Source organism: Streptomyces sp. NPDC050738, assembly GCF_040654175.1.
Lineage (GTDB): Bacteria > Actinomycetota > Actinomycetes > Streptomycetales > Streptomycetaceae > Streptomyces.
This window is the reverse complement of the sequence record NZ_JBFAHN010000002.1, coordinates 290,314-306,085: the sequence shown is the minus strand read 5'-3', so window position 1 is coordinate 306,085 and position 15,772 is coordinate 290,314. Positions and strand designations below refer to the sequence as shown.

Annotated in this window: 11 protein-coding genes and 1 pseudogene; all 12 read left to right on the top strand. The window is 70.3% G+C overall.

Annotated features, from left to right (window positions below; genetic code table 11):
- Positions 1-10 precede the first annotated feature (10 nt).
- The 12 genes and pseudogenes from AB0H78_RS05630 (at position 11) to AB0H78_RS05575 (ending at position 15,681) form a co-directional block, all read left to right on the top strand.
- Positions 11-1,060, top strand: a complete 1,050-nt coding sequence (locus AB0H78_RS05630; RefSeq protein WP_363232954.1) for a substrate-binding domain-containing protein — start codon at positions 11-13, stop codon at positions 1,058-1,060.
- Between the two features lie 53 nt (positions 1,061-1,113).
- Positions 1,114-2,310, top strand: coding sequence for a Gfo/Idh/MocA family oxidoreductase (locus AB0H78_RS05625; protein ID WP_363232953.1), 1,197 nt, complete (start codon positions 1,114-1,116; stop codon positions 2,308-2,310).
- A 13-nt stretch (positions 2,311-2,323) separates the two neighbouring features.
- The gene (locus AB0H78_RS05620) at positions 2,324-3,328 is read left to right on the top strand and encodes a sugar phosphate isomerase/epimerase family protein (protein WP_363232952.1); all 1,005 of its coding nucleotides are present in this window, start codon (positions 2,324-2,326) and stop codon (positions 3,326-3,328) included.
- A gap of 263 nt (positions 3,329-3,591) precedes the next feature.
- Positions 3,592-7,293, top strand: a complete 3,702-nt coding sequence (locus tag AB0H78_RS05615; protein ID WP_363232951.1) for a ThuA domain-containing protein — start codon at positions 3,592-3,594, stop codon at positions 7,291-7,293.
- Between the two features lie 115 nt (positions 7,294-7,408).
- Complete coding sequence (locus AB0H78_RS05610) at positions 7,409-8,554, top strand: inositol-3-phosphate synthase (RefSeq protein ID WP_363232950.1); 1,146 nt, start codon at positions 7,409-7,411, stop codon at positions 8,552-8,554.
- The gene (locus tag AB0H78_RS05605) at positions 8,551-9,570 is read left to right on the top strand and encodes an SCO3242 family prenyltransferase (RefSeq protein WP_363232949.1); all 1,020 of its coding nucleotides are present in this window, start codon (positions 8,551-8,553) and stop codon (positions 9,568-9,570) included. Before AB0H78_RS05610 ends, AB0H78_RS05605 begins: the two co-directional genes overlap by 4 nt.
- Entirely contained in the window at positions 9,567-10,415 is an 849-nt protein-coding gene (locus AB0H78_RS05600) for a sugar phosphate isomerase/epimerase family protein (RefSeq protein ID WP_363232948.1), read from the top strand. The genes AB0H78_RS05605 and AB0H78_RS05600 overlap by 4 nt, the downstream gene beginning before the upstream one ends.
- A complete protein-coding gene (locus AB0H78_RS05595; protein WP_363232947.1) occupies positions 10,406-10,987 on the top strand; it encodes an EboA domain-containing protein in 582 nt (193 codons plus the stop codon). Before AB0H78_RS05600 ends, AB0H78_RS05595 begins: the two co-directional genes overlap by 10 nt.
- 11 nt (positions 10,988-10,998) lie before the next feature.
- Positions 10,999-11,850, top strand: coding sequence for a TatD family hydrolase (locus tag AB0H78_RS05590; RefSeq protein ID WP_363232946.1), 852 nt, complete (start codon positions 10,999-11,001; stop codon positions 11,848-11,850).
- 2 nt (positions 11,851-11,852) lie between these two features.
- On the top strand, positions 11,853-13,022 hold the full coding sequence (eboE, locus tag AB0H78_RS05585) for a metabolite traffic protein EboE (RefSeq protein WP_363232945.1): 1,170 nt from the start codon (positions 11,853-11,855) through the stop codon (positions 13,020-13,022).
- Positions 13,019-14,407 (top strand): annotated as a pseudogene (locus AB0H78_RS05580) (nucleotide pyrophosphatase/phosphodiesterase family protein); the annotation flags it as partial. The gene eboE and the pseudogene AB0H78_RS05580, both read left to right, overlap by 4 nt.
- A 95-nt stretch (positions 14,408-14,502) precedes the next feature.
- Complete coding sequence (locus tag AB0H78_RS05575; protein WP_363232944.1) at positions 14,503-15,681, top strand: sugar phosphate isomerase/epimerase family protein; 1,179 nt, start codon at positions 14,503-14,505, stop codon at positions 15,679-15,681.
- Positions 15,682-15,772 lie beyond the last annotated feature (91 nt).

Sequence of the window (15,772 nt, the reverse complement as noted above, 5' to 3'; positions counted from 1 at the left end):
TTCAACTGCCATGCCAGAAAAGAGCGTTACTTCTCGCAGAGGGATGTTGTTCGGCACCGCCGCCGTGTCGGCGGGCGCCCTCCTCACCGCCTGCACCAGCAACGAACCGAAGAAGACCGAGAACACGGTCAGCAACCAGCCGGCCGCCACCGACGACAAGCCCGGCACCCCGGTCACCATCGGCTTCGCGGGGCCGCAGGCCGACCACGGCTGGCTCAACGCGATCAACGACAACGCCAAGTCGCGCGCCAAGAAGTACTCCGAGGTGACCCTGGAGATCACCGAGGGATCCAACGACACGGCCGCCCAGATCGGTCAGGTGCAGACCCTCATCAACAAGAAGGTCGACGTCCTGGTGATCCTCCCGGCCGACGGCAAGGCCCTCACCCAGGTCGGCCTCCAGGCCATGAAGGCGGGCATCCCCGTCATCAACCTGGACCGGGTCTTCGCGTCGCCGCAGGCCTACCGCTGCTGGATCGGCGGCGACAACTACGGGATGGGCTTCAACGCCGGCAGTTACATCGGCCAGCAGCTCAAGGACAAGCCCAACGCCAAGGTCATCGAGCTCGCGGGCATCGACAACCTGGAGCTGACCAAGCAGCGCACCCAGGGCTTCGACGACGCCCTGAAGAACTTCCCCAACATCAAGAAGGTGGCCCGCCAGGCCGCCGACTTCACCGTCGAGTCGGGCCAGGCGAAGATGGCCCAACTCCTCCAGGCGCAGAGCCAGTTCGACGCGCTCTGGAACCACGACGACGACCAGGGCGTCGGCGCGCTGCGCGCCATCGCACAGGCGGGCCGCAAGGACTTCCTGATGGTCGGCGGGGCCGGGGCCAAGTCCGCGATGGACGCCATCAAGGCCGACAACTCCGTACTGAAGGCCACGGTCCTCTACCCGCCCACCATGTCCGCCTCCGCCATCGACCTGGCGCGGGCACTGGGCCAGAAGAAGGGCATCGCGGGGATGTCGGAGCTGGAGATCCCCTCCTCGATCACCCTCTACTCGGCCGTCGTGACCAAGGACAACATCGACCAGTACCTGCCCACCGGCTTCGCCTGACCGGGCCGAGCAGGACCCCGCCCCCACCGCGTGAACGAACAGGAGGATCCCGCATGGACCAGACGGACAATGAGGCCCCGCCGCCGACGCTCGGCGTGGGCATGGTCGGGTACGCGTTCATGGGCGCCGCCCACTCCCAGGGGTGGCGCACCGCGAGCCGTGTCTTCGACCTGCCCCTGCGGCCGGTGCTCGCCGCCGTCTGCGGCCGTGATGCGACGGCGGTGAGGGCCGCCGCGCGGAAGCACGGCTGGGCGGCCACCGAGACCGACTGGCGGGACCTCATCGCCCGCGACGACGTACAGCTCGTCGACATCTGCACCCCGGGCGACAGCCACGCGGAGATCGCGATCGCGGCGCTGGAAGCCGGAAAGCATGTGCTCTGCGAGAAGCCCCTCGGCAACTCGGTCGCCGAGGCTGATGCGATGACCGAGGCGGCCGAACGGGCCAGGGGCCGAGGTCAGTTGGTGATGGCCGGCTTCAACTACCGCAGGGTGCCGGCCGTCGCGTACGGCCGCAGGATGATCGCCGAGGGGAGGCTCGGGGCGCTGCGGCACGTACGGGTCACCTACCTCCAGGACTGGCTGGTCGACCCGGAGTTCCCGCTGACCTGGCGCCTCAAGCGCGAGTACGCGGGCTCGGGCGCGCTCGGCGACCTGGGGTCGCACGCGGTGGACCTCGCGCAGTACCTGGCGGGGGAGTACCTCACGGGGGTCTCCGCGCTCACCGAGACGTTCGTACGGGAGCGGCCGCTGCTCGCCGGGGTCTCCAGCGGCCTCTCCGCGGCCGGTGGCGCCGAGCGCGGCCCGGTCACGGTCGACGACGCCGCCCTGTTCACGGGGCGGCTCGAAGGCGGGGCGCTCGCCTCCTTCGAGGCGACCCGGATGGCGTCGGGCCGCAAGAACGCCCTGCGGGTCGAACTCAACGGCGAGCGCGGCTCGTTGGCCTTCGACCTGGAGCGGCTGAACGAGCTCTCCTTCCACGACCACACCGAGCCGGCCGTCACCTCGGGCTTCCGACGCATCCTGGTCACCGAGCCCGAACACCCCTACCTGGAGGCCTGGTGGCCGCCCGGCCACGCGCTGGGCTACGAGCACACCTTCGTGCACCAGGCCCGCGACTTGGTCGAAGCGATCGCCGCGGGACGCGACCCGGAGCCCTCCTTCGCGGACGGACTGCAGGTCCAGCGGGTGCTGGCCGCGGTCGAGGAGAGCGCCCAGAAGAACTCGGTCTACACCCCCGTACAGCTCTAGGAGGTCTCGACTCATGTCACGCCCGTTCACACTCTTCACCGGCCAGTGGGCCGATCTGCCGCTGGAGGAGGTCTGCAGGCTCGCCCGCGACTTCGGCTACGACGGTCTCGAACTCGCCTGCTGGGGCGACCACTTCGAGGTCGACAAGGCCCTGGCCGACCCCGGGTACCTCGACTCCAGGCACCAGCTGCTCGACAAGTACGGACTGAAGTGCTGGACGATCTCCAACCATCTGGTCGGCCAGGCCGTCTGCGACTCGATCATCGACGAACGCCACCAGGCGATCCTGCCCGCCCGCATCTGGGGCGACGGCGAGGGCGAGGGCGTACGGCAGCGGGCGGCCCAGGAGATCAAGGACACCGCGCGCGCGGCCGCCGCCTTCGGCGTGGACACCGTCATCGGCTTCACGGGGTCCTCCATCTGGCATCTGGTCGCGATGTTCCCGCCCGCCCCCGAGCGGATGATCGAGCGCGGCTACGAGGACTTCGCCGAGCGCTGGAACCCGATCCTGGACGTCTTCGACGCCGAGGGGGTGCGCTTCGCCCACGAGGTGCATCCCAGCGAGATCGCGTACGACTACTGGACCACCCAGCGCGCCCTGGAGGCGGTCGGCCACCGTCCCGCGTTCGGGCTGAACTTCGACCCGAGCCACTTCGTATGGCAGGACCTCGACCCGGTCGGTTTCCTCTACGACTTCCGCGACCGGATCTACCACGTCGACTGCAAGGAGGCCCGCAAGCGCCTCGACGGCCGCAACGGCCGCCTCGGCTCGCACCTGCCCTGGGGCGATCCCCGGCGCGGCTGGGACTTCGTTTCGGCCGGGCACGGCGACGTGCCGTGGGAGGACGTGTTCCGGATGCTCAACTCCATCGCGTACAAGGGGCCGGTCTCCGTCGAGTGGGAGGACGCGGGGATGGACCGGCTGGCGGGCGCCCCCGAGGCGCTCGCCCATCTGAAGCGCCTCGATTTCGACCTGCCCACCGCCTCCTTCGACGCCGCATTCGGAGGCGGCGAGTAGGGGCGCGTCCGTAGTACCCGCAGGTCGCCGCCCGGCGGCCGATGCGCCGCCGGGCCGGTCCCTGCTGCCCGGGAACGGCTTTGTCCTGACCCTGGAAGAAGTTGACACAACTGCTGCGCAAGGGCTTTCGGTCCCGGACGAACGGGGCTACGTTCCCTGACGTGTACAGGACTTAAGCAACGTGTGGCACCTGAGTGACGGCGCACGACGGAAGCCACGGCAACCCGCCCCGTACGACCGACCGGTCATCCCGGAGGACACTCGTGCACAGAAAACGGCTCAGAGCCCGGAAAGCACTCGCACTCCTCACCGGCAGCCTTCTCGCCGCAGCCACCCTCACCCTCGGTGCCCCGCAGGGCGCATCCGCCGAACCGGCCCCCAAGGCCGCAGATGCCGCCGCGGCCGAGGACTTCCAGCAGGTCACCCTCGCCAAGGGCGGGGAGGAGACCGGTGAGCCCATGTCGCTCGCCGTCCTCCCGGACCGCACCGTGCTGCACACCTCGCGCGAAGGCGACCTGCGCTCCACCGACGCCGCCGGCAACACCCGGGTCGTCGGCACCATCCCCGTCTACTCCCATGACGAGGAAGGGCTCCAGGGGATCGCCATCGACCCCAAGTTCAGCGAGAACCGGGCGATCTACCTCTACTACGCGCCCCCGCTGAGCACTCCGGCAGGCGACGCCCCCGACACCGGCACCGCCGCCGACTTCGCCAAGTTCGACGGGATCAACCAGCTGTCCCGGTTCACCCTCAAGGCGGACGGCACCCTCGACAACGCCAGCGAGAAGAAGATCCTCGAAGTCCCCACCACCCGCGGCATCTGCTGCCACGTCGGCGGCGACATCGACTTCGACGCGCAGGGCAACCTCTACCTGTCGACCGGCGACGACTCCAACCCCTTCGCCTCCGACGGCTACAGCCCGATGGACCAGCGCCCGGGCCGCAACCCCGCCTACGACGCCCGGCGCACCGCCGGCAACTCCAACGACCTGCGCGGCAAGATCCTCCGCATCAAGGTCAACGACGACGCGTCGTACGCGATCCCCGACGGCAACCTCTTCGCTCCGGGCACGGCCAAGACCCGCCCCGAGATCTACGCGATGGGCTTCCGCAACCCCTTCCGCTTCAGCGTCGACAAGGCCACCGGCATCGTCTACGTCGGCGACTACGGGCCCGACGCGGGCGCGGCCGACCCCAAGCGCGGACCGGCGGGACAGGTCGAGTTCGCCCGGGTGACCAAGCCGGGGAACTTCGGCTGGCCGTTCTGCACCGGCAAGAACGACCCGTACGTCGCGTACGACTTCGAGACGAAGGTCTCGGGCGCGACCTTCGACTGCAACGCCCCGAAGAACACCTCGCCGTACAACACGGGCATCACCGACCTGCCGCCCGCGCAGCCGGCCTGGATCCCGTACGACAACGGCTCGGTGCCCGAGTTCGGCACCGGATCCGAGTCCCCGATGGGCGGGCCCGTCTACCACTACGACGCGAACCTGGACTCCCCGGTCAAGTTCCCCGAGGCGTACGACGGCGACTTCTTCGCCGGCGAGTTCGGCCGCCGCTGGATCAAGCGCATCTCCTCCACCGACGACGGCACCGTCGAGTCCATCAACCCGATCCCCTGGACCGGGACCCAGGTCATGGACATGGCCTTCGGCCCTGATGGAGCGCTGTACGTCCTGGACTACGGCACCGCCTGGTTCGGCGGCGACGAGAACACCGGCCTCTACCGCATCGAGAACGCCACCGGCGGGCACTCCCCGGTCGCCGAGGCGGCAGCCAACAAGACCTCGGGCCATGCCCCGCTGAAGGTCGCCTTCTCCTCGGCCGGCACCACGGACTCCGACGGCGACGCCCTCACGTACTCCTGGGACTTCGGCGACGGCGGCAAGTCCACCGACGCCAACCCCACGTACACGTACAAGAAGAACGGCACCTACACCGCGACCGTCACTGCCAAGGACCCCACGGGCCGCACCGGATCGGCGAGCGCGCACATCACGGTCGGCAACACCGCGCCCAAGGTCACCCTTGAACTGCCGGGCGATGGAGCGCTGTTCACCTTCGGCGACAAGGTCCCCTTCAAGGTGAAGGTCACCGACCCCGAGGACCCGGCGATCGACTGCGCCAAGGTCAAGGTGAACTTCGTCCTCGGCCATGACAGCCACGGCCACCTCATCACCTCCACCACCGGCTGCACCGGCACCATCAACACCGCCATCGACGGCGGACACGACCCCAACGCCAACGTCTTCGGAGTCGTCGACGCCGAATACACCGACGGCGGAGGCGGCGGCCAGGCCGCGCTCACCGGCAAGGACCAGGCGCAGCTCCAGCCCAGGCACCGCCAAGCCGAGCACTTCACCGGCTCGTCCGGCATCAAGACGTACGACAAGGCGGCCGCGGAAGGCGGCAAGACCGTCGGCGACATCGACAACGACGACTGGATCTCCTTCAAGCCCTACATCCTCGCCGGCTCCACCAAGCTCACCGCACGGATCTCCTCCGGCGGCGCGGGCGGATTCATCGAGGTACGGGCAGGATCGGCGACCGGGACCCTGCTCGGCTCCGCGCCGGTGCCGGTGACCGGCAGCTGGGAGACCTTCCAGGACATCGACGTACCCCTGCGGTCCGTACCCGGCAAGGCCACCGAACTCTTCCTGGTCTTCAAGGGCGGCGACGGCGCGCTCTACGACATCGACGACTTCGAGCTCTCCAACACCCCCGTCGACAAGACCGCCAAGCGGGTCCTGGTCTTCTCCAAGACCGCGGCCTTCCGGCACGATGCCATCCCCGAGGGCATCGCGGCCCTCAAGGAACTCGGCAAGTCCAGCAACATCACCGTCGACTCCACCGAGGAGGCGGCCCAGTTCACCACCAGCAACCTCGCCCGCTACGACGCGGTGGTCTTCCTCTCCACGACCGGTGACGTGCTCAACGCCGACCAGCAGAAGGCGTTCGAGAACTTCATCACCACCGGCGGCGGATACATGGGCGTGCACGCGGCGGCCGACACCGAATACGACTGGTCGTTCTACGGCGGACTCGTCGGCGCGTACTTCGCCGGACACCCACAGATCCAGCCCGCGACCGTACGCATCGAGGACCACACCAACCCGGCGACCGCGCACCTCGGCGACAGCTGGGAGCACACCGACGAGCTCTACAACTACCGCACCAACCCGCGCGGTACGGCCAAGGTGCTCGCCACCCTCGACGAGACCACCTACACCGGCGGCACCATGAAGGGCGACCACCCGATCGCCTGGTGCCAGGCCTACCAGGGCGGCCGCTCCTTCTACACCGGCCTCGGCCACACCAAGGAGTCGTACGCCGAACCGGCCTTCCGCCAGCACCTGCTGGGCGGACTGCGGTACGCGGCCGGACAGGTCAAGGCCGACTGCAAGCCCTCCACCGACTACCGCCCGCTCTTCAACGGCAAGACCCTGGAGGGCTGGAAGCAGGCAGGTCCCGGAAAGTTCAACGTCGTCGGCGGTGAACTGCAGTCCCAGGACGGAATGGGGCTGCTCTACTACCAGGCCAAGCAGTTCAACGCGTACTCGCTGAAGCTGGACTGGAAGATGACCGGCGACGACAACTCGGGCGTCTTCGTGGGCTTCCCCGAGTCGGACGACCCGTGGTCGGCGGTCAACAAGGGCTACGAGGTGCAGATCGACGCCACCGACGCCCCCGACCGCACGACGGGCTCGGTCTACTCCTTCAAGTCGGCCGACCTCAAGGCCCGCGACCGGGTGCTCAGGCCCCCGGGCCAGTGGAACAGCTACGAAATCCGGGTGCAGGGAGAACGGCTCACGATCTTCCTCAACGGCGTGAAGGTCAACGACTTCACCAACACCGACCCGGTGCGCAGCCTGAAGGACGGCTACATCGGCCTGCAGAACCACTCGGCCGGCGACCACGTGTCCTTCCGCAACATCCAACTCAAGGAACTGCCCTCCGCCTAGCCGAGGGCAGCCACCGGACGGCGGCGGGCAGGGGGACTCGCCGAACCCCTGCCCGCCGCCCCTCACCCCCGTCCGTACACCGGAGAGAACCCGCACCACCCCAGGGAGGCAGCCCGTGTCCGCAGCAGGCATTGGAGTCGGAGTCGGAGCCGGAGTCGGAGTCGGAGTCTGGTTCGTCGGAGCACGTGGCTCCGTCGCCACCACCGCGGTCGCGGGGAGCGCGGCGGTGGTCGCGGGACTCCACCCGGCGACCGGCATGGTCACCGAGACACCGCCCTTCGCCGGCGCGGGTCTGCCCGCCCTGGCCTCACTGGTCTTCGGCGGCCACGACACGGCGAGCTGCCCGCTCCCCAAGCGGGCCGAGGCCCTCGCCGAAGGCGGTGTGCTGCCCCACGGGCTGCCGTCGGCGGTACGGGCCGAACTCGCGGCGGCGGACGAGCAGATACGCCCCGGGGGCCCGCTCCCCGGCGACCCCCGCACCGACGACGAACTCATCACCGCCTTCGCCGCCGACATCACCTCCTTCGTCGCGAACCGCGGCCTGGCCCGCGCGGTGGTCGTCAACGTCTCCTCCACGGAGCCCGCCCCCGCGCCCGGCGACGCGAGGCTCCCCGCGAGCTCCCTCTACGCGGCGGCCGCCCTGCGGGCCGGCTGCCCGTACATCAACTTCACCCCCTCCACCGGGCTGCGCGCGGCGGCCCTCCAGGACGCCGTCGCGACCTGCGGACTTCCCCACGCGGGCCGCGACGGCAAGACGGGCCAGACCCTGCTGCGCTCGGTCCTCGCCCCCATGTTCGTCCAGCGCGCGCTGGCGGTCCGGGCCTGGTCGGGCAGCAATCTGCTGGGCGGCGGCGACGGGGCGGCACTGGCCGATCCGGGGGCCGCGGCCGCGAAGAACGCGGGCAAGGAGCGCGTACTCGCGGACACCCTCGGAACGACCCCCGAGGGCGAGGTCCATATCGACGACGTCCCCGCGCTCGGCGACTGGAAGACGGCCTGGGATCACATCGCCTTCGACGGCTTCCTCGGATCGCGCATGATCCTCCAGACGATCTGGCAGGGCTGCGACTCGGCGCTCGCCGCACCGCTGGTCCTCGATCTGGCACGGCTGGTGGCGCGGGCGCACGAGGTGGGCATGACCGGCCCGCTGTCCCGGCTCGGCTTCTACTTCAAGGACCCGGACGGAGGCGGCCCGGCGGGCCTCGCCGACCAGTACGGCGCACTGCTGGCGTTCGCGGCGGAGCTGGGGGAGTCCCGGTGACGGCGGGGGCATGGCTTGAACTCCTGCGTATATCGGCCCTGTTCACGGTGCCGGGAGACGCGCTCGCGGGCGCGGCGGGACACCCTCTCAACAGGGGTACGGCGTACGCGATCGCCTCCTCGCTCTGCCTCTACGAAGCGGGAATGGCCCTCAACGACTGGGCGGACCGCGAGGAGGACGCGATCGACCGCCCGCACCGCCCGATCCCCTCGGGCCGGATCAGCGCGGGCGCGGCGCTGGGCGCGTCGATGGCACTGACGGGAGCGGGCCTGGCCCTGGCGTCCCGGGCGGGAGGCCGGGCGCTGGGGGTGTCGGCGGCGCTGGCGGCGACGGTCTGGTCGTACGACCTGGTGTGGAAGCGGACTCCGGCCGGTCCTGCGGCGATGGGGGCGGCGCGGGCGCTGGATGTCCTGATGGGGGCGGTGGCGACGGGTCCGGGGGTGCGTCACGCGCTGACTCCGGCGGCGCTGATGGGGGCGCACACGTACGCGGTGACAACGGTGTCGCGGCACGAGGTGGAGGGCGGCTCGACGCGGGCGCCCCTGGCAGCGCTGGCGGTGACGTCCTTGATCAGCGCCGCCGCTGCGGGGCTTGCGAGCCGGTGTCGCGAAAATCAAGCCCGTCCGGCGATTGAGGACACGCGGCCGGAGGTCGCGTACGGGGGCGCAGGGGGCGAAGCCCCCGCTTACCGGGGCTCGGGGGTCTGGGGCGCAGCCCCCCACGCGGCGGAGCCGCACATGGCACAGCCGGGGAGGGGCGGGATTGGGGACATGGCCCGCGCAGCGGCCACCCCCGCCGCCCTCGCCTACCTCGCCACCGCGACCCGCCCCTACCTCCACGCCGCCCTCAACCCCTCCCCACCCCTCACCCAACGCGCAGTAGGCGCCGGCATCCGAGCGATGATCCCGCTCCAGTCCGCCCTCGCAGCCCGCACCGGCGCGACCGGAACCGCCGCAGCCATCGGAGCCCTCGCCCCGCTGGCCCGCAAGCTTGCACGGAAGGTGAGCCCCACATGACGCTGCGCCTCGGCTACGGCACCAACGGCCTCACCGACCTCCGCCTGGACGACGCGCTCCACCTCCTCGCCGACCTCGGCTACGACGGCGTCGGCCTGACCCTCGACCACATGCACCTCGACCCCGTCGGCCCGGGCCTCGGCGCCAGGACCCGCCGAGTCGCCCACACCTTGGAACGCCTCGGTCTCTCCGTCACCGTCGAGACCGGCGCCCGCTACGTCCTCGACCCCCGCAGCAAGCACGGCCCTTCCCTCCTCGACCCGGACCCCGAAGGCCGCGCCGCCCGCATACGCCTGCTGAAGACGGCCGTGCAGGTCGCCGCGGACCTGGGCGCCCACGCCGTGCACTGCTTCAGCGGGGTCACCCCCGAGGGCACCGACCCCGACACCGCCTGGAAGCGCCTCGCCGAAGCGCTCACCCCGGTCCTCGACACCGCCGCGGTGGCCGGCATCCCCCTGGCCGTCGAGCCCGAACCGGGCCACCTCCTCTCCTCCCTCGCCGACTTCCACCACCTGCGCCGGACCCTCGGGGACCCTGAATTCCTGGGCCTCACCCTCGACATCGGCCACTGCCAGTGCCTGGAAGAGGCCTCGCCCGCCGACTGCGTACGCGAGGCCGCACCCTGGCTGCGGCACGTCCAGATCGAGGACATGCGGCGCGGCGTCCACGAACACCTCCCGTTCGGGGACGGCGAGATCGACTTCCCGCCCGTCCTCGAAGCACTCGCCGCCACCGGCTATCAGGGCCTCACCGTCGTCGAGCTGCCCCGCCACTCCCACGCCGGCCCCGAACTCGCCCGCACCTCACTGGACTTCCTCCGTAAGGCGGCCCCGGCATGCCGATGACCCGCAAGGAACTCGACGCGCTGCTCCCCGGAGCGGCCCGCGCCTGGCTCGACGAAGCGCTCGCCGAGGCTGAACAGGCCGTACCCGTATGGGAGATGCGATTCGCGACCGCGGCCCGCGAGTGCAGCCAGGAGCACGCCGGCACGATCCGCACCCTCCTCCTCGCCGAGGCCCGCGCCGACACCTCCACCGTCACCCGCCTCTACCAACAGGGATCGGCCGCCGAACGCCAGGCCGTGCTCCTCGCCCTCCCGCACCTCCCCGCCCTCGGCCCCACCGCCCTCCCGCTCGTCGAAGACGCCCTGCGCACCAACGACACCCACCTGATCGCCGCAGCCGTCGGCCCCTACGCCGCTGCCCACCTCGACCCGCACTCCTGGCGGCACGCCGTCCTGAAGTGCCTGTTCACCGGCGTCGCAGTCGACGCCGTCGCGGATCTGGCCGCCCGCGCGCACGGCGACGCCGAACTCGCCAGGATGCTCCGCGACTACGCCGCAGAACGCACCGCCGCGGGCCGCGAGATCCCCCTCGACCTCCACCACGTCCTGTCCCTGACCGCCGCCGAGGAGTAGGAGTCCCGCCGATGCGCATCTTCGATCCGCACATCCATATGACCTCCCGCACCACCGACGACTACCAGGCGATGTACGACGCAGGGGTACGCGCCCTCGTCGAGCCGTCCTTCTGGCTCGGCCAGCCCCGCACCTCGCCCGCCAGCTTCTTCGACTACTTCGACGCGCTCCTGGGCTGGGAACCCTTCCGCGCCTCCCAGTACGGCATCGCCCACCACTGCACGCTCGCCCTCAATCCCAAAGAGGCGAACGACCCCCGCTGCACCCCCGTGCTCGACGAACTGCCCCGCTACCTAGTCAAGGACAACGTCGTCGCCGTCGGCGAGATCGGCTACGACTCGATGACCCCCGCCGAGGACGCCGCATTCGCCGCCCAGCTCCAACTGGCCGCCGACCACGGCCTGCCCGCCCTGGTCCACACCCCGCACCGCGACAAACTCACCGGCCTGCGCCGCACCATCGACGTCGTCCGTGAATCGGACCTCCCCCCGGGCCGTGTCCTTCTCGACCACCTCAATGAAACAACCGTAAAAGACGCCACTGACAGCGGCTGCTGGCTCGGGTTCTCCATCTACCCCGACACCAAGATGGACGAGGACCGGATGGTCGCGGTCCTGCGGACCTACGGAACCGAACGCGTCCTCGTCAACTCGGCCGCCGACTGGGGAAAGAGCGACCCGCTCAAGACCCGCAAGGTCGCCGACGCCATGCTCAATGCGGGCTTCACCGAAGGCGACGTGGAGAAGGTGCTCTGGGACAACCCGGTCGCCTTCTACGGCCTCAGCGGACGCCTCCGCCTCGATCCCGTCGCACCCCGACAGCCCACCCACGAAGGCAACTCCATCCTCCGCGGAGGTGCCTGACCATGCGCTTCCGCCATCCCGACGGCTCGATCGTCCACCTCGCGTACTGCACCAACGTCCACCCCGCCGAGACACTCGACGGCGTACGCGACCAGCTGCGCGACCACTGCGAACCCGTACGCAGACGACTCGGACGCGACCGCCTGGGCATCGGCCTCTGGCTCGCCAGGGATGCAGCCAGGGCCCTGATCACCGACCCGGCCGCCCTGCGCGGCCTGCGCGGCGAACTCGACCAGCGCGGCCTCGAAGTCGTCACCCTCAATGGATTCCCCTACGAGGGATTCGGCGCCGAAGAGGTCAAATACCGGGTGTACAAGCCCGACTGGGCCGATCCCGAACGCCTCGCCCACACCACCGACCTGGCCCGTCTCCTCGCCGGCCTGCTCCCCGACGACGTCACCGAGGGATCCATCTCCACCCTCCCTCTCGCCTGGCGCACGGAGTTCGACGACGCCGCGGCCGATACGTCCTACGCGGCCCTGACCACCCTCGCCGGCCGCCTCGACGCACTCGAGGAACTCACGGGCAAGTCGATACGCATCGCCCTTGAGCCGGAACCCGGCTGCACCGTGGAGACCACCGCCGACGCGATCGGCCCGCTCACCGCCATCGGCTCACCGCGTATCGGCATCTGCATCGACACCTGCCATCTGGCCACCTCCTTCGAGGACCCCGCAACGGCACTCCGCGCGCTCGGCGCAGCCGGCATCCCCATCCCCAAGGCGCAGCTCTCCGCAGCCCTCCACGCCGAACACCCCCACCTCCCCGAAGTCCGTGAAGCCCTCGCCGACTTCGCCGAGCCCCGCTTCCTCCACCAGACCCGCACCCGTACCCGTACGGGCCTGCGCGGAACGGACGACCTGGACGCCGCCCTCACCGGCGGCGACCTCCCCGACGCCACCCCCTGGCGCTCCCACTTCCACGTCCCACTGCACGCCCCACCGGCCCCGCCGCTCACCTCCACGCTCCCCGTGCTCCAGGACACGCTGACGCGGCTGGTCGGCGGCGAACACCCACTCACCCGCCACCTCGAAGTCGAGACCTACACCTGGCAGGCGCTCCCCGCCGAGCTGCGCCCGCGCAACCGCACCCAGCTCGCCGACGGGATCGCCGCCGAACTCACCCTCGCCCGCGACCTGTTGACCGACCTCGGACTGAAGGAGCTCCCGTGACCGCGACCACCCCGCAGCACCCCCACCCGCTCCTCGTGCTGGACGTCGTCGGCCTCACCCCGCAACTCCTCGACCACATGCCCCGCCTCAAGACCCTCGCCCGGTCCGGCTCCCAGGCCCCGCTCGGCACCGTGCTGCCCGCGGTCACCTGCGCCGCCCAGTCCACCTTTCTCACCGGCACCGCCCCTTCCGAGCACGGCATCGTCGGCAACGGCTGGTACTTCCGCGACATCGGCGAGGTCCTCCTCTGGCGCCAGCACAACGGTCTCGTCGAGGGCGACAAGATCTGGGACGCCGCCCGCCGCGTCCACCCCGGCTACACGGTGGCCAATGTCTGCTGGTGGTACGCGATGGGCGCCGACACCGACTTCACCGTCACCCCCCGCCCCGTCTACTACGCCGACGGCCGCAAGGAACCCGACTGCTACACCCGCCCCCCGGCCCTGCACGACGAACTCACCGAGAAATTCGGCACGTTCCCCCTCTTCCACTTCTGGGGCCCGGGCGCCGACATCGTCTCCTCGCAGTGGATCGTCGACGCGACCCGCCACCTCCTCACCACCCGCCACCCCGACCTGGCTCTCTGCTACCTCCCGCACCTGGACTACGACCTCCAGCGCTACGGCCCCGACGACCCGCGCTCCCTGAAGGCGGCCGCCGACCTCGACGCCGTCCTCGCCCCGTTGCTCGACGACGCCAAGGCCGAGGGCCGCACCGTCGTCGCACTCTCCGAGTACGGCATCACCCCGGTGAGCCGCCCCGTCGACATCAACCGGGCGCTGCGCAGGGCCGGACTCCTGGAGGTGCACACCCAGGACGGCATGGAGTACCTCGACCCGATGACCTCCCGGGCCTTCGCCGTCTCCGACCACCAGATCGCCCACATCTACGTCCGCCGCCCCGAGGACCTCGAAGCCACCCGCGAAGCCCTCCGCGACCTCGCCGGAATTGAGCAACTCCTCGACGACGAGGGCAAGAAGACGCACGGACTCGACCACCCCCGCTCCGGCGAACTCGTCGCCGTCGCCGACCCGGACGCCTGGTTCACGTACTACTACTGGCTCGACGACGCCCGCGCCCCCGACTTCGCGCAGCTCGTCGAGATCCACCGCAAACCCGGCTACGACCCGGTCGAGCTCTTCCTCGACCCCCTCGACCCGTACGTCAAGGTCAAGGCGGCCAAGGCCCTGGCCCGCAAGAAACTCGGCATGCGCTACCGGATGGCCGTGGTCCCCCTGGACCCCTCACCTATTCGCGGCAGCCATGGCCGCCTCCCTCTGAGCGACGCAACAGGTCCGCTCATCATCAGCTCCACCCCCCGCGCCTTCGGCGACCGCGTATCGGCCACCGATGTGAAGTCCCTGCTCCTCGGCCTGGCGGGCCTGGCCCGACCCGGCGGAGAAGCGGATACGGCAAGTGCAGCACACGCCACTGACAACGCGTCAACGGCACCCGCCCCGCACGCAGAAGAGAGGCAATCGTGAGCACCTTCGACTCCCACGACCACTCCGCCGAATCCCTCAGACAGCGCCTCGGCATCAACCGCCGCAACTTCCTCTCCACCTGCACGGCAGCCGCCGCCGGCGCCATCGCCGCCCCGGTGTTCGGCGCGTCACCCGCCTTCGCCCAGTCGCAGGCACGGCCGGAGAGCGGCACCGGCCATGGTCAGGGCCGCCGCAACGTCCTCGTACCCGCCCGCAAGCGCGGCATCATCATCTACACCGTGCGTGATGCCACAGGCCGTGACCCGCTCTCCACCGACCTGCCCTCCGGCTTCCGCGAGGTCTTCAAGGAGCTGGCCCGCTACGGCTACAAGCAGGTCGAGTTCGCCGGTTACGGCCAGCACGCCAACGCCCCCGGCGGCGCCAGCCTCGAATCCGTGGAGGGTGCCAAACTGCTGCGCTCCTGGCTCGACGAGTACGGGCTGAGCGCTCAGGGCAACCACGGTTTCATCCCCGGTTCCTGGCCCCTCAGCCAGCCCGACACCGACACCTTCAAGAAGCACCTGGAGATCGCCGGGATCCTCGGGATGGACCACATGGGCACGGGCGGCGACCCGACGAACAGTGCGTACAAGGCCGACTGGGACGTGGCCGCCGACAAGTGGAACGCGCTCGGAGAGATCGCACACCGCGCGGGGATCAAGCTGTACACCCACAACCACGACGGGGCGTACGACTTCCTGCTCGACGGCGGCCCCCTCGATGCCCAGGGCCGTCCGACCCGCAGTTCCGGCATCCGCAAGCTCGAGTACTTCCTCAAGGTCAGCGACCCCAGGACCGTGTGGCTCGAGATGGACGTCTTCTGGGCGCACGTCGCGCAGTACAAGTTCCACACCTACACCGCCCACGACGGCTCCACGCGGGAGAAGGTCTTCGACCCGGCGGCCCTGGTCCGCGCCCACAACAAGCGCTACCCGCTCTTCCACGCCAAGGACGGCACCCGTAACGACACCAATGGCATGGGCTACGACATGGTGCCCTTCGGCACCGGTGTCATCGACTACACCACCTTCCTCAGCCGGGTCGGCGAGCAGAACTACCGCAACCCGATGGTCGAGCAGGACAACGCACCGAGCGGCACGGACCCGGGCCAGTCCCTGAAGCACGCGAAGATCGGCTACGACCACCTGGCCGCGCTGCGCGGGAAGAAGTGCTGACCTTCCTCCCGCTCCGCTCACGCGTCTGAGGGGGCTGCGCGAGAGGAACTGCTGACGCGTCGCGCTCACGCCAAAGGCCCTCGGCCCCTGG

Bases quoted from the DNA above. Each gene is read 5' to 3' on its own strand.
- AB0H78_RS05630 (WP_363232954.1), top strand. From the start codon at position 11: ATGCCAGAAAAGAGCGTTACTTCTCGCAGAGGGATGTTGTTCGGCACC.
- AB0H78_RS05625 (WP_363232953.1), top strand. From the start codon at position 1,114: ATGGACCAGACGGACAATGAGGCCCCGCCGCCGACGCTCGGCGTGGGC.
- AB0H78_RS05590 (WP_363232946.1), top strand. From the start codon at position 10,999: ATGCGCATCTTCGATCCGCACATCCATATGACCTCCCGCACCACCGAC.
- AB0H78_RS05595 (WP_363232947.1), top strand. From the start codon at position 10,406: ATGCCGATGACCCGCAAGGAACTCGACGCGCTGCTCCCCGGAGCGGCC.
- eboE (WP_363232945.1), top strand. From the start codon at position 11,853: ATGCGCTTCCGCCATCCCGACGGCTCGATCGTCCACCTCGCGTACTGC.
- AB0H78_RS05600 (WP_363232948.1), top strand. From the start codon at position 9,567: ATGACGCTGCGCCTCGGCTACGGCACCAACGGCCTCACCGACCTCCGC.
- AB0H78_RS05620 (WP_363232952.1), top strand. From the start codon at position 2,324: ATGTCACGCCCGTTCACACTCTTCACCGGCCAGTGGGCCGATCTGCCG.